Annotated in this window: 13 protein-coding genes; 5 read left to right on the top strand and 8 right to left on the bottom strand. The window is 67.5% G+C overall.

Features of this window, described 5'->3' with window-relative positions:
* Nucleotides 1–148 precede the first annotated feature (148 nt).
* The gene (locus tag SJY07_RS00260) at nucleotides 149–928 is read left to right on the top strand and encodes an aspartate/glutamate racemase family protein (protein WP_380156145.1); all 780 of its coding nucleotides are present in this window, start codon (nucleotides 149–151) and stop codon (nucleotides 926–928) included.
* 382 nt (nucleotides 929–1,310) lie between these two features.
* Here the strand turns inward: SJY07_RS00260 and SJY07_RS00265 are convergent, their stop codons facing one another.
* The 4 genes from SJY07_RS00265 to SJY07_RS00280 form a co-directional block, all read right to left on the bottom strand.
* A complete protein-coding gene (locus SJY07_RS00265) occupies nucleotides 1,311–1,646 on the bottom strand; it encodes a hypothetical protein (RefSeq protein WP_380156147.1) in 336 nt (111 codons plus the stop codon).
* A 70-nt stretch (nucleotides 1,647–1,716) separates the two neighbouring features.
* Nucleotides 1,717–2,373 carry a hypothetical protein gene (locus SJY07_RS00270; RefSeq protein ID WP_380156149.1) on the bottom strand — a complete coding sequence of 219 codons (657 nt, stop codon included), beginning with the start codon at nucleotides 2,371–2,373 and terminating at the stop codon, nucleotides 1,717–1,719.
* Between the two features lie 84 nt (nucleotides 2,374–2,457).
* Complete coding sequence (locus SJY07_RS00275; RefSeq protein WP_380156151.1) at nucleotides 2,458–2,886, bottom strand: hypothetical protein; 429 nt, start codon at nucleotides 2,884–2,886, stop codon at nucleotides 2,458–2,460.
* 167 nt (nucleotides 2,887–3,053) lie between these two features.
* On the bottom strand, nucleotides 3,054–3,650 hold the full coding sequence (locus SJY07_RS00280; protein WP_380156153.1) for a hypothetical protein: 597 nt from the start codon (nucleotides 3,648–3,650) through the stop codon (nucleotides 3,054–3,056).
* Between the two features lie 393 nt (nucleotides 3,651–4,043).
* Here SJY07_RS00280 and SJY07_RS00285 point away from each other — a divergent pair, with 393 nt between their 5' ends.
* The 3 genes from SJY07_RS00285 to SJY07_RS00295 all read left to right on the top strand — a co-directional run bounded on the left by SJY07_RS00285 (nucleotide 4,044) and on the right by SJY07_RS00295 (nucleotide 8,306).
* Nucleotides 4,044–6,710: a cell wall-binding repeat-containing protein gene (locus SJY07_RS00285; RefSeq protein ID WP_380156155.1), complete on the top strand. Its 2,667-nt coding sequence runs from the start codon at nucleotides 4,044–4,046 to the stop codon at nucleotides 6,708–6,710.
* Nucleotides 6,711–6,997: 287 nt separating this feature from the next.
* The gene (locus tag SJY07_RS00290; RefSeq protein ID WP_380156157.1) at nucleotides 6,998–7,330 is read left to right on the top strand and encodes an Lsr2 family protein; all 333 of its coding nucleotides are present in this window, start codon (nucleotides 6,998–7,000) and stop codon (nucleotides 7,328–7,330) included.
* A gap of 403 nt (nucleotides 7,331–7,733) precedes the next feature.
* Nucleotides 7,734–8,306 (top strand): hypothetical protein, encoded by a 573-nt coding sequence (locus tag SJY07_RS00295; protein ID WP_380156159.1) that lies wholly within the window; start codon nucleotides 7,734–7,736, stop codon nucleotides 8,304–8,306.
* Between the two features lie 526 nt (nucleotides 8,307–8,832).
* On the opposite strand, the gene SJY07_RS00300 is transcribed toward SJY07_RS00295, so the two are convergent.
* From SJY07_RS00300 to SJY07_RS00315, 4 genes are all read right to left on the bottom strand, one after another.
* Complete coding sequence (locus SJY07_RS00300) at nucleotides 8,833–9,234, bottom strand: ParA family protein (RefSeq protein ID WP_380162066.1); 402 nt, start codon at nucleotides 9,232–9,234, stop codon at nucleotides 8,833–8,835.
* A gap of 66 nt (nucleotides 9,235–9,300) precedes the next feature.
* Nucleotides 9,301–10,047, bottom strand: a complete 747-nt coding sequence (locus SJY07_RS00305) for an SDR family NAD(P)-dependent oxidoreductase (protein WP_380156161.1) — start codon at nucleotides 10,045–10,047, stop codon at nucleotides 9,301–9,303.
* A gap of 162 nt (nucleotides 10,048–10,209) precedes the next feature.
* Nucleotides 10,210–11,196 (bottom strand): zinc-dependent alcohol dehydrogenase family protein, encoded by a 987-nt coding sequence (locus tag SJY07_RS00310; RefSeq protein ID WP_380156163.1) that lies wholly within the window; start codon nucleotides 11,194–11,196, stop codon nucleotides 10,210–10,212.
* Nucleotides 11,197–11,406: 210 nt separating this feature from the next.
* Nucleotides 11,407–12,342, bottom strand: coding sequence for an alpha/beta hydrolase (locus SJY07_RS00315; protein WP_380156165.1), 936 nt, complete (start codon nucleotides 12,340–12,342; stop codon nucleotides 11,407–11,409).
* Between the two features lie 182 nt (nucleotides 12,343–12,524).
* Between SJY07_RS00315 and SJY07_RS00320 the strand changes: the two genes are divergently transcribed.
* Nucleotides 12,525–13,109: a TetR/AcrR family transcriptional regulator gene (locus tag SJY07_RS00320; protein ID WP_380156167.1), complete on the top strand. Its 585-nt coding sequence runs from the start codon at nucleotides 12,525–12,527 to the stop codon at nucleotides 13,107–13,109.
* Nucleotides 13,110–13,120: the final 11 nt, after the last annotated feature.

Raw genomic sequence — 13,120 nt, forward strand, 5'->3', positions numbered from 1 at the left:
AACGTCGCGCCGCCATCTCACGAACGCTGCGGCGACGTCTGAACGCTGCGGTGACGTCTGAACGTTCCTCGGGCGCGCACGCCGAAGCGCTCGATGCCCAAACCGCGACGCTGCACAGCTCGCACCACCCACTCAAAGGCACCGATCCATGCGACTTCTCCTGACCAACTGCAACACCACCGCCACCATGACCGACGTCATGCTCGAGCAGGCGCGAGCAGCGGCCGCACCCGGCACCATCGTGACGGGGCTGACCCCCGCCTGGGGTCCGGCATCGTGCGAAGGGTGGATGGACAGCTTCATCAGCGCCACCGCCGTCTTGGACGCAGTCCTGGCCTACCAGGGCGACGGGAACACCTTCGACGCGCTGATCATGGCCGGTTTCGGTGAGCACGGACGACAGGCCGCCCGAGAGGTCCTCGAGGTCCCCGTCGTCGACATCACCGAAGCCGCAGCTCAGCTGGCGCTCCTGATCGGTGAGAAGTACGCCATCGTGACCTCCCTGACCCGCACCATCCCCCTGATCGAGGACAGCCTGCGCAGCAGTGGGATCTTCGAACGTTGCTCCACGGTGGAGGCGGTGGACCTGCCCGTGCTGGACCTGGAACGCGACGAAGACGCCACCGTGGCGGCTTTCATGACGCCGGCTCGACGGGCCCTCGACGGTGGCGCTGACGTCCTCATCCTGGGCTGTGCGGGGATGAGCTACCTGCAGACCCGCCTGAGCGCTGAGCTGGGCGTGCCGGTGGTGGACGGCGTCGCCGCCGCCGTCGTCCTCGCCGAAGGCCTCGCCCGGCTGGGACTGGCCACCAGCTCCCGAAACAGCTACGCCGCGCCCCTACCCAAGGCTCGGCCCGGTTGGCCCGTCGGTTCGGCACTCGGACGCAGGCCCATCGTCCACACCCCGACCAGTCCACACCACGGGTGAGCGCCCACAGCCGTCATTTCACGAGCACCCAGTATTTGGACGCCGTCATCGAAGAGCTGCAGCAAGCTCGGCGGAACCTCGCTGACGCGGCCTGAAAACTCGAAAGACCTCCGGATGGGGTTGGTCTGCACACCGCGTATGGGTCCCACACTTGACCGGCGCGAAATACGAGCGGGTGATTCAGCCGGACAGCCTTACGGGCTGATGACAAGCAGGTGCCTGCAGTCCTCACCACCCACCTCCTCGCGCTCAGTCCTGTCGCGCTGCGGGAGGCGCGGTCACGTTGCGGTGCACGCAAAACGCACGGTCATCCCGCGGTGCGCGTGACGTTGCCTCACGGCGTAAGACGGTCTCAGCCCAGCTTGGTGGACTCATCGACATCTCATTGACGCTCTTGTCCGGTGTCGAAGAACCGGTCCAGGTAGGCCGTCGACGCCAGGTTGCTCGTCCGCATCAAGCTGAACACCTCCGCCCCGTCCACCGGCTCATCGAACAGCGCGTAGGCCTGGACGAGCCCCAGGTACTCCGTCACCCGATCCGGCGGCCACGTCGTCTCGGTCGCGTAGGTCTGCGCCTCCGCCTCAGCCCTCTCGATGGCCCGGTCCGTGTCGGCCTCCCGCCACAACGTCACACGCTCCTCGTAGACGACCTCAGCACCGTGGTCCTCAGCCTGGCTACGGAAGATGTAGCGGACCGCGACCCACCCGGAGCTCTCCATCCGGGCAGCGTCTCAGAGAGGCCTACGGGTTTCGGTGACTTCACGGTCATCCCGCTGATGGAGTGCGGCGTCAGGTCTCGTGCCAGCTCTTGATGGGCGTCTCTACTGCGGCGACCGGCTCCTGGGGAGTGAGCACCTCGACGTTGTAGACGCCGTGCGGAGCACGGTGCACCCACGCCAGGCGTGTCTGACCAGCCAGGCGATGCTGCACTCCGATGCGGGTGCCGGCGATGTCGATGCGCAGGGAGTCCCCGCTGACGGGCAATCGGCGGACTATCGGCCGGTGCAGCGGCGGGTGTTCGGGCCAGGCGCTGCCGGGTTCATACGTCAGGGACAGGTGGGTCACGCCGTGATTCACCGCGCGGGCCGCTTGAACCTGCTCCCACTGCAGCGCCCGCGGGACGTAGAGGATGGAAAGGTGGTGCCAGGCACCGGCGGTGATGTCCTCGGCCGAGGGCAGCGGCCGGTAGACCGGGGCCCCGAAGTGCTCGCAGACCTCCGAGCTGCACAGAGCAGACAGGGTGGGTGGGGCAAAGCCGAGGCGTTGGCGGACGTCCTGTTCGTCCACCAGAGCGTAGAACCCGCTCAGCGAGTCATCCGATAGACGCTTGCGCCCGTGCGGGTGTGGTGGGGGTGCCAGCGACCTCAGTACCGCCTCCACTTCCCCGGGTATTGGCAGCGAGGTAATCAACCCCCAGGTCGAGGGGCCTTCCAGCGGCTGCGTCATGCCGCGACGCTGCCCGCCCGACACCGCCGGGGCAAGCCGGGCTGGTTTCCGAGACGCACGGTCATCCCGCAATCCGCGCGAGTCTCAGACGCCAGTGAACGTGGTCCGCAGCAGGCCCACGGCCTCGCCTTCGATGCGACGCAACGCCGTCAGCTCCTGAGACGTCCAGCGCGGACGATAGGCCGCCAACCCCAGGGCCCATGGCACATTGGCCGCGAACAGCTTGTCGTATGCCCGATCCGCCCAATACCCCCGATCACTCCGCACCCAGCCTCTGCTGTACGCGACGTCAGTCGCCAGGTTCCACACGTTCAGCGCCGCCGCCACCGGCACCGCCCTCCCCGCGTGGGACAGCCAGCCCCGAACCTCATCGACATCGATCACCACCGTGTCCTCGGCCTCATCCGCGACCCCCACGTTGACGACCTCCTCGCCCGGCGCCTCCTCATCCGTGGCCTGCCACCCGTACGACACCGCCGCCCCGAGGAGATCGACCTCAGAGTCCGCGACCACCAACCGCCCCTCTCGGGTGGCCAGACAGTCATTGCCATGGCGGTCCTGCCCCCACCACACGTAGCGGGTCCGCCCATCAAGTCGCACCGGGACCGGCTGACCCGTCAGCGGGAACGGCCCGTCCGGGAGCGAGGGCCCGGCCAAGCCCCCCACTGCCACGACGTGGCTCATCTCGGGGCCGGCCCGGCCACCAGGCGCAGGGCGCTCTCGTAGCCGCCGGCGATGTCGACCCGGGTGATGGCCTCCACCGCACGCCGGGTGGTCTCCCTCTCCCACTGCGCCGCGATGGTGACCTCCAACAGATCTACCCAGTGCCGACCCACCGCACGCACTACACCGACGAAGCAGACATCGGGATCTCGCCGCTCCGGGTGCAACGCGACGACCTCCTCACCGTCAACTTCACCGCCGACCAGGCTGGACAGCAGTCCCCGGCGGGAGTCCAAGTCCACATCGAGCGGAACGGGCGGCAGCGGCCACTGCTCACGCCGACGCAAGGCTTCAGTGGTGAAGCGGGCGTTGGCGCGGGGCTCGACCACACTCACGTCGCGCAGGCGCACCGCGCTCCAGCCGGTGAGCCAGATGTCGTTGGAGACCCGGGCCAGGAGCAGCCAGCGCCGGCCGATGGCCACGACGTAACCCTCCAGCCAGTCCATGTCGCCCGCACCCGCGTCATCACCCGTGCCGCGGTGGACCCGGACCAGGAGGGTGTCGGCATGCGCCGCGGTCAACTGCTCGGTCGTGGGGCGAAGATCGGAAGACACCTCGCCAACGTCGCACGGGCACGCCGAGGTGTGCCAGCGACTTCACACCACCGAGGGTCCGACAGCAACGTCCCAGCGAGGGTGAAACCTCCTGGCCACCGAAGTACGGCGGTCAGCGGGGACCACTGGCACCCCGTACAACGACCGCCATCCTGGTAATGGGGGCCCATCACCGCTTCAAACCACCCGAAACGATCAAGCCCACGGTGCAGTCACCGATAGAGCACCATGACGTCCAGCCCGGCACCCCAGCCGCTGACCACCCGCCCGCCTCGACGTTCCCGTCGCGCAGCGGTGTGCTGGGCGCTGGCAGCGATCGCCCCGATCTCCCTGATCGCCTCCGCGAGTGCTGCCCACGCCACACCGGCTCCCGCCGGTTACACGTTGTCCGTCGTGGCCGGCACCGGTACCGCCGGTGCCTCCGCAGCCGGTCAAGCATCCGCCTCCCCCCTCAACCTCCCGTACGGGGTGGCCGTCGATGCGACCGGCAACGTCTACATCGCGGACACCAGGAACCACCGGGTCGAGAAGATCGACACTTCCGGGAACCTGTCGGTCATCGCCGGCACCGGCGTCGCAGGCATCCCGATCAGCGGAACCGCCACCGCCTCCCCCCTCAACAATCCGTCGGGAGTGGCCATCGATGCGGCCGGCAACGTCTACATCGCGGACACGAGGAACCACCGGGTCGAAAAAGTTGACACTCACGGGATGCTGTCGGTCATCGCCGGCACCGGCGTCGCAGGCGCCACGATCACCGGGACCGCCACTGCCTCCCCCCTCAACCTCCCGTACGGGGTGGCCGTCGACGCGAGCGGCAACGTCTACGTCGCCGACATGAGGAACAACCAGATCGACAAGGTCAACACTTCCGGGATGCTGTCGGTCATCGCCGGCACCGGCGCCAGGGGAGTCCCGATCGCCGGGGCCGCGACCGCGTCCTCTCTCACCGATCCGACGGGGGTGGCCCTCGACACAGCCGGCAACGTCTACATCGCCGATCAGAGCAATCAACGGATCGAGAAGGTCAACCCGAGTGGGGTCTTGTCGATCGTCGCCGGCAACGGAAACGCCGGTATCGCCCCCACCCCTGGCCCGGCGACCGCCTCAGCCCTCTCCTATCCCTCAGGGGTCGCCGTCGACGCGGCCGGCAACGTCTACATCGCCGACCAAAGCGGCAACCGGGTCGAGAAGGTCGACACCGCCGGCAATCTCACCGTCATCGCCGGCACCGGCGCCAACGGGCCAGCCATCGCCGGCCCGGCTACGACTTCCCCCCTTAACTTCCCCAGTGGGGTCGCTGTTGACGCCGCCGGCAACGTTTACGTCGCCGACCAGGGCAACCATCAGGTGCAGCGGTTGAGCGTCACCGCCGTGGCCACCGTTGCGGCGATCACCTCCGCCGCCCCGCCCGCGGGCACGGTCGGCATCGCCTACACCCACACCTTCACCGCCACCGGATCCCCGACCCCGACGTGGGCGGTGAGTTCCGGGATCCTGCCCGCGGGGCTCACTCTGGACACCAGCACCGGGGTCCTTTCCGGAACCCCCACTGCCCGCACCGCGGCTACGTTCACCGTGGAGGCCACCAACACCACCGGGACCGATTCCCAGGCCGTGACCTTGGCCGTCGCTGCCGCACCCGCAGGTGCCCCCACCCACGTGACGGCCACCGCCGGGCACGGTGACGCCACCGTGTCCTGGACGGCCCCGAACGACACCGGCGGCGACGGCATCGGCGGCTACGCCGTCGTGGCCTACCGCAACGGCATCGCGCAGCCCATGACCGTCTTTCCCTCCACCGCCACCACCCAGACCCTCACCGGCCTGGACAACGGCGTCTCCTACACCTTCACCGTCGCAGCGATCAACACCTCCGGCCCCGGCACTCCCTCCGCCCCGACCAGCGCTGTCGTCCCCACTGCGACACCGGTGCCAGTCCCGGCACCTAACCCCGCGCCTACCCCGGCTCCCACCCCAGTCGCCCCGGTCAGCCCGGTGGTGGCTCCCGCCCCGGGCCTGCACCGCTGGGGCGGTGAGGACCGCACCACCACGGCCACCACAGCCTCCGCGACACTGTTCCCCAAGGCTGCGTCGGTGAACTCGGTGGTACTGACGACCTCCGCCCGCTACGCCGACGCCCTCGCCGGTGCCCGCCTGGCCTCAGCCAGCACCGCACCGCTACTGCTCAGCAGTGGCGAGACCCTCGACACTTCGGTGGCCACCGAGATCCGGCGCGTCCTCGCGGCCGGAGGCACCATCTACGTCCTCGGCGGGGACGACGCGCTCTCCCCGACGGTGACGAAGTCGTTGCAGCAACTGTCCTCCACCTACACGATCAGCCGGGTTGCGGGTACGGACCGCTACGACACCGCCGCGAAGATCGCCGCCCAGGTCACCGCCCAGGTCACCCCCAATGTCCCCGCCACCTCCACCGCCACCGCTACTGCCCCGATCTACCTCGCCAGCGGCATCAACCACCCCGACGGCCTGGCTGTCTCCGCCCTCGCAGCTCGCACCGGGGGCGTGGTGTTGCTCACCGACGGCGAGGTCATGCCGCAGGTCACCCGCGACTACCTCAGCGCCCACGACCCCACCGGCGCCCGGACGGTTCCCGTGGGTGGCGCCGCGGCGAGCGCCGCCACGACCCTGTCCACCGGGGCGGCCCGTGCTGCGGCCGCCAACGCCGTCGTCGGGGTCGACCGTTACGACACTGCGCGTCTGCTCGCCTCCCGCTACCTCACCACCACGAACACCAGCACCGGCAGTGCGGGTGGCAGTACGGGTGGTAATGCAGGTGGAAGTGGGGGTGCGGTGAGCACCGTCGGGTTGGCGACCGGCACCAACTGGCCCGACGCTCTCGTGGGCGCCGCGGTCCTCAGCCAGCTCGGCGGACCGCTGCTGCTGACCCCCGGCGACCACCTCGACACCGCCACCGCCGCCGCGCTGGACGTTCTCTCCGACGACCACGCGATCAGCACCGGGTTGGTCTTCGGTGACGAAGGCGCCGTCAACACCGCGACCTCGGAGAAGTTCGCGGGTTACCTCAGCGAGCACTGAGCCCACCAGGCTTGAAGAGGTTTCTGGTCTCGAATTCTTACCCGTGAACGGCCCGAGACGCCCCTTCGTCTCGGGCCGTTCCTCGTCCAGGGGTTCGTTGCCCAGCAACCGGTTCTTCCCGCTGACCAGACCTAAATCCACCGCTTATGACGCGTAATGAGTTCGAGTTTCGAACCGCCGTTGCTTCCATGTTGTGGAGAAACTCTTTCTTCTCGAGGGCTGGCGGCCCCGCTGCAGGATCCGCTGATGCTCAGCTTCAATGCTTCGACATCTGTCACGATGGCCCCATGGCCACCCGCACCACCACGCAACTGATCGATGACGTCGACGGCACCAGCAACGTTACTGAACGCATCGTGTTCACCCTCGAGGGCGCCGGTTACGAGATCGACCTCAGTGCCGAGCACGCCCAGCAACTGCGCGCCGGTCTCGACGTGTTCATCCAGCACGCCCGCCGCACCGGAGCTAAGACGATCGGTCATCGCGACAACTACAAGCGCACTACCCTCACTTTTGATCACCGCATCATCCGCACCTGGGCTCTGGACAACGGTCACTCCGTTCCTGCCAGCGGCCGTATCAGCCCGACTGTCTTGCGCGCTTACGAAGACGCCCACTGACCCCCCAGGGCGGCCCGGGCGGCCCAGCCCGGCCCAGTACCAGCCAGCCCCCGCCTGCGAGCGCCGGTGGGGGTTGACGGTCCGGGGGGCTGGAGGTGTGGAGCTGGCCGCCCGGGGAGGGCAGGTGATGGGGGCGACCGGCCGGGTTTGTGATCGCTACCTTGATCGATGAGCGTGATCGATGAGCTGATCACCTACCGAGGGGACTTCATCAGCGACGACACGATCGATCACCTCGAACCGGAACCGCGAGCTCAGGCATTGGCGCCCCTACAGCCCGTGCTCTCAACGCCGCGGTGTGGCAGGCTCAGTCCACAGAGAAGGCGACAGCTCGCTGACCCACCGGGTTAAACCCCGGGCCGGGAAGGTGCAGCTGGTACCGGGAGCAGGCAGGAGTCACGACGTGCCCCGCATCACCACCCGCGGCAGCCGCATCGATGCACGCCGCGCCACCATGATTGGCCTGGCCTCCTTCGCCACCCTCACCCTCGTACCGCTGCTCGCCCACGCCAAGCCCAGCGAACGCGCCGTCCTGCTCCTGGCTGCGGTCCCTGCCGCCACGCTCTTCGGCTACCTCGCCGGCTACGCCGCAGGATCAGGCACCCATCTGGAGGTGGCTGCATTGGAGACCGCACAAGTCACAGACCGCCAACTGCGTGCCGCTCAGCTTCAGGCTGCTCAACTCCAGGCTGCTCAGCCGTCTGCACCGGTCATCAGCATCGTCAGCGAACCCGTCCCCCGCCCCGGGACCGGCTCGCCCGTCGGCAGCGGCTACCTCGCCGCTCTCGCCCGGCCCCCCGCAGGCCAGCTGGCAGACCAGCTGGCGGGTCGGCAACGCGACGGACTCCAGCTGGTGCCCGCCCCCAGCCGTGGAACCTCCACCACTCCTGAAGCTGCCGCAGAGGCTGCTTCAAGTGCGCTCAGCGGGCGAGATCCTCACCTCACCCTCATCGTCACCCAACACCCCGCCAACTGACACCTCAGCTCAAGGCCAGCCCGGGCCGCTCAGCCAACGCCGGCTACCGGGTTCAACAGGCGCAGCACTACCGAGCCCGTTTCAGCGAAGACGCCACGCCCCACAGGGCACCCAGGCCTGCGCACGACCCACGCCACTCGCGCACCCCCACACCTCGCCCCATCCCCTTGGACTTCCCCACCGAAGGACCCGCCATGACCCAGGCCAGCCACTAACCCGCGAGCGCCGGTCACACCGGCGGAGTCAGCGCCCTACCCAACGCGGTACCTGATGGGTGGACACGCCCTCACTCACCGGGGGCGCCGTACACCACTCTGGTGGACTCCACTTAGGGACTCGCCGTCTGCAGTCATGGTCAGTCGGTGGGGGCGGGGTTTAGTCTTCACTCACGAAGTGCCTCTTCGCGTGGTGGCCGTGTGCCTTCGACAAGCAGCATGATCACCTGCAGAGCAGGCACTTCGGTGCATCCACGACCCGTGTCGGCCTCCGGGGGCAGGCTCCACGCGAAAGATCGAGGCTAGGTGTTCTAGCGACTGCCAGCTGCACCCGAAGCCCAAGACCCCACACCGGCCACGCCCAACACGACACGCCAGGACCCACCAGCGCCTGACCTATCGCGACCGGACAGGCCTTGCCGCGGGCGGACTAGCTCAGGCGACTCGCTCAGGCGACTCGTGACGCACGAATCATGATCAACGGCCTGTTCAGTGCGCCAGCCGAGGGTCCCCTGTAACGGGTTGTTGTCCCACGCCAGGGTCGAGCTGCCGTAATGGGCGAAGACGGCCGCGAGCATCGCTGTCATGGGGGTCTTCCCCGCTCCGCCCTTGCCGTTGACGACGGCAATGGTGCGCGGCCCGGTCCACGCGACTGCTGCGGCGGCCTCATCGTCGCGGTACGCCCGTTCGCAGAGGCGGCACTGACTACGAATTTACCTCGATCGTGCCGCCGCCACCTCGTCCCTCCAGTAGCGGCCGCTCCCCCGGGCAGGCGCGAGTCACCAGATGCTTGCGCCGCCATCTACGGGGAGGATCACGCCGTGGATGTACTTTGCGTCCTCGCCCACGAGGAACGACACGGCCGCTGCGATCTCTTCGGGCTGTCCGAGGCGGTTGGCGGGTGTTCCGTTGTAGAAGACGGCGGCGCCATCTCCGAACGGGGCGAGTCCTTCGGTGGCGATCGGGCCGGGGCTGACAGCGTTGACGCGAACGCCCTGGGGGCCGAACTCGGCTGCCCAGACCTTGGTGAGCGTCTCGACCGCGGCCTTGCTCGAGGCGTAGAGCGAGGAACCGGCGAATCCCTTCGTCGCGAGAGTGGTCGAGAGGTTCACGATGCTGCCCTCGCCGTGCTCGACCATCGTGGGGAGGAGGGCGGTGGCGAGGAAGAAGACGGCCTTCACGTTGATGTCGTAGATGTCGTCGAACTGCTGAGGGGTGAGGTCGGTGCTCGTCCCGAAGGGCAGGATGCCGGCGTTGTTGACGAGGATGTCCACGCGCCCGGTGACCTCGAGAGCGAGGCGAGCAAGCTCGGCGACGCTGGCGAGGTCGGACAGGTCTGCTGCCACGAAGGTGGCGGATCCTCCCGAGTCCTGAATGGCGGCGACGGTCCCGGCGCCTCGGCCGGTGTCCCGGCCGGAGACGATGACGTGCGCACCGTGGGAGGCGAGCAACAGCGCGGTAGCGCGGCCGATGCCGCTGGTGGAGCCGGTGATGAGGGCGGTCTTGCCCGAGAGCGAGGTCGACATGGTTGTGCTTCTTCCTGTGTGGTGGATCGAACTGAGCATCGGTGGTCTGCCAAGCTCGCGTTAGTACGCTTGACCCCGGCCTTGACATGGTGCGCGCAGCCCGGCCTCCCGACGGGTGTGAGGCGGTGCCGTGAGCTGTTCGAACCATGTCAAGGCGATCAGTTAGTCGAACGTGAAGAGCACCTTCCCTGTTGCCTTTCCCTGCTGCGCATGCGTAAAGGCAGCCTTGTACTCCGTCAACTTGTAGGTAGCTTCAACAGGCACGTGCAGATCACCGCTGGCGACGAGGTCAGCGAGGCGTGCGTAGGTGCCTTCGATGTCCTGTCGCGTCGCGGTCTGGAACCAGTTGTAGACCCAGAAACCTGCGACGGTGACCCGGTTGAACGCCAGGTACGGTGCGAAGACCGATGTGAGCCGGCCTGGAACTCCCGCGTAGGTGAGGATCTGGCCGCCGTGCTTGAGGTGGGCCGCCAAAGCGGGGACCCCAGGACCGCCGACACCATCCAGGACGATCTGGAGGTGTTGGCCTTGCAGGATCGTCGCGGCTTTCTCGGGCAGGTCTGGGTCGTCCTCGACGAGAACGGCAGTTCCGCCCAGCGCGGTTACCTGGTCGACGGCCTCGGGTCGGCGCACGATGTTTAGTGTCTGCAGACCCTGGACGCGTGCGAGTCCGAGGACGTAGCGGGCAACCGCTGAGTTAGCTCCGGTTTGGGCGATCCAGTCGCCCGGTCGTGCCGAAGCGGCACGAACGATCAAGTCAGCGGTCGGAGGGTTGATGCCCAGCATGGCCTGCTGCAGCGGGTCACCGTCATTGTCCACGGGGAGAACGTTGACGGCCTTCGTCACGAGCTGGTGAGCCCAGGTGCCCTGTTCGTAGTTCGGCAGGATCATGACGCGCTGCCCCACCAGCGAGGCCTCGACGTCGGCGCCGACGGCGCTCACTGTGCCGATCCCCTCGCCGCCGATCAGCGACGGCAGCGGCGGCTGGACGCCGTAAACTCCCATGGCCTGCATGAAGTCGGACCCGTTGATCACGGCAGCCGTCATGTCGACGAGGACCTCACCAGGTCCGGGAATGAGTTTCGGGGTGGCTGCCAGCTCGACTACCTCGTGGGGGTTGCCGATACCGGTCAGAACAAGGTGGGACACGGAATCTCCTCGATTGTTGATTTCTTCACGCGATTAGATTGGCTAGATCGCGTGGTCCAAAACTGCAGACGCAAACCCCTGCACGCCCTGTCCCCCCGACGCGGTCGATCCGCATCGGGACTACGGTGCAGAGGAAGACGCCTTCGAGCCTGCGAACGTCGTCATGTGAGAACGTGATCACCCGCGACGGCGCAGCAATCCCCGACGTCGTCAGGGGAGAAAAGCATCTAGTTGCTCCAGGACGAAGGCGGGGTTCTCCGAGGCGACGAAGTGGCCCGCCTCGGGGACGTTCAGGAGTGTCAACTGCGGCGCTCGAGCCGGCAGGAGGTTGGCCATGAGTCCGTGGGCGCCCGCGCCGAGGCCTAGTACCGGAACACCCAGTGGTTGATACGACTCATAGTCGGCGACATCCTGGTCGAGTGCCTGGTACCAGGCGTTCCCAGCGCGAACGGAGTCGGCGTCGGCGTACGCAGCAGCGTAGACGGCCCGGTCGAAGACGCTGACCGATGCACTGTCGAGGCTCACGTAGTCAAAGAACCAATCGTGCTCGAGATGAGCGCGTCCCTCCAACAGGGCCTCGGGTAGCCCCTTGACCTGGTGGAAGGCGAACCACCACAAGTAGGCGCCGTCGTTCCCTGCCTTGCTCTGGTCTGCGAAGGCACCCGGCGCCGGCAACAGCGGAATGGAGTACCACTCCGGACTGAAGTGCACGAAGTCCAGCATGACGATCCGCTCAATAAGCGTCGGGTGGTTCGCAGCAAGGCTGAAGGCGACCTGTGCTCCGATGTCGTGCCCGACGACGCTGGCCCGATCAATGCCGAGAGTATCGAGCAGGCGATGGACGTCTCCGGCCATGGTCTTCTTGTCGTATCCACCCGCGGGCCGACTGGACCCACCCATCCCGCGAATGTCTACCGCCAGGACCCGGTAGGACCGCGCGAGGTGGGGCATCAGCTCGTGGAAGGACCACCAGGTCTGGGGCCACCCTGGGAGCAGAACGACGACGGGCCCCTCGCCTCCGGTGACTACGTTCAGTGACACCTCCCCGAGGTCGTGGACCGCCCGCGTGAAACCCGGAAGTCGTGCCAGCAGCGCATCGTCCGACACGTCGTCTCGAAGCGGTTCAGGCGGTTTGGTGGTTCCCATGGCGAGCCCTTCATCGGTGGGAGGCAGGTGGTCTGCGTGTCGTAGCGGACGCTGGCGCGCGGCTCGCACCGTCCAACCATCCGAAGTAGGACGCTTGTCCTAACGGTAGGCTAGTACAAGCGACTTAGCAAGTGCTACCTTGAGGTCACAAGGTGATCTGCCGGTGATGGAGTGGAACAGTGATGGACGAGAGCAGCGGCGGTGTGCGGGATCGAACGATTGCCGGCGGGGGCCTTCTCTTCACCCGTCAGGGGTACGCGGCAACGACCATGCGCGGGATCGTCGCCGAGGCCGGCACTCCGTGGGGATCGGTGCACCACTACTTCCCGGGCGGCAAAGAGGAGGTGGCTCTCGCCGCCATCGACCTCGGCGACCGCACAGTGCGGTCGATGATCCGCGACTGCCTGACGGCCGCACCCAGCTTGAGTGACGCCGTCCGCAGGTACTTCGACGTCGCCGGGAGCGCGCTCTCCGTTAGCAACTACGAACAGGGTTGCCCAGTAGCCACCGTCGCGTTGGAGCAGGCTTCCATGAATACGGGTATCAGCGCAGCGAGCCGAGTTGCCCTGTCGGCCTGGGCGCGGATGTGGGCGGAGGCGTTCACACAAGGCGGCATCAAGGCCAAACGCGCCGATGAGCTGGGCACTCTGATCATTGTGGGTGTCGAAGGTTCGCTGCTATTGAGCCGAGTGACGCGGACTCTGCAGCCGATGCGACTGGCCGCCGCATCCCTAGCAGCACTCATCGACGCCGAACTGCCGCGGTGATGGGGCGACTC

This window comes from Kineococcus sp. R86509, from assembly GCF_042466365.1.
GTDB lineage: Bacteria > Actinomycetota > Actinomycetes > Actinomycetales > Kineococcaceae > Kineococcus.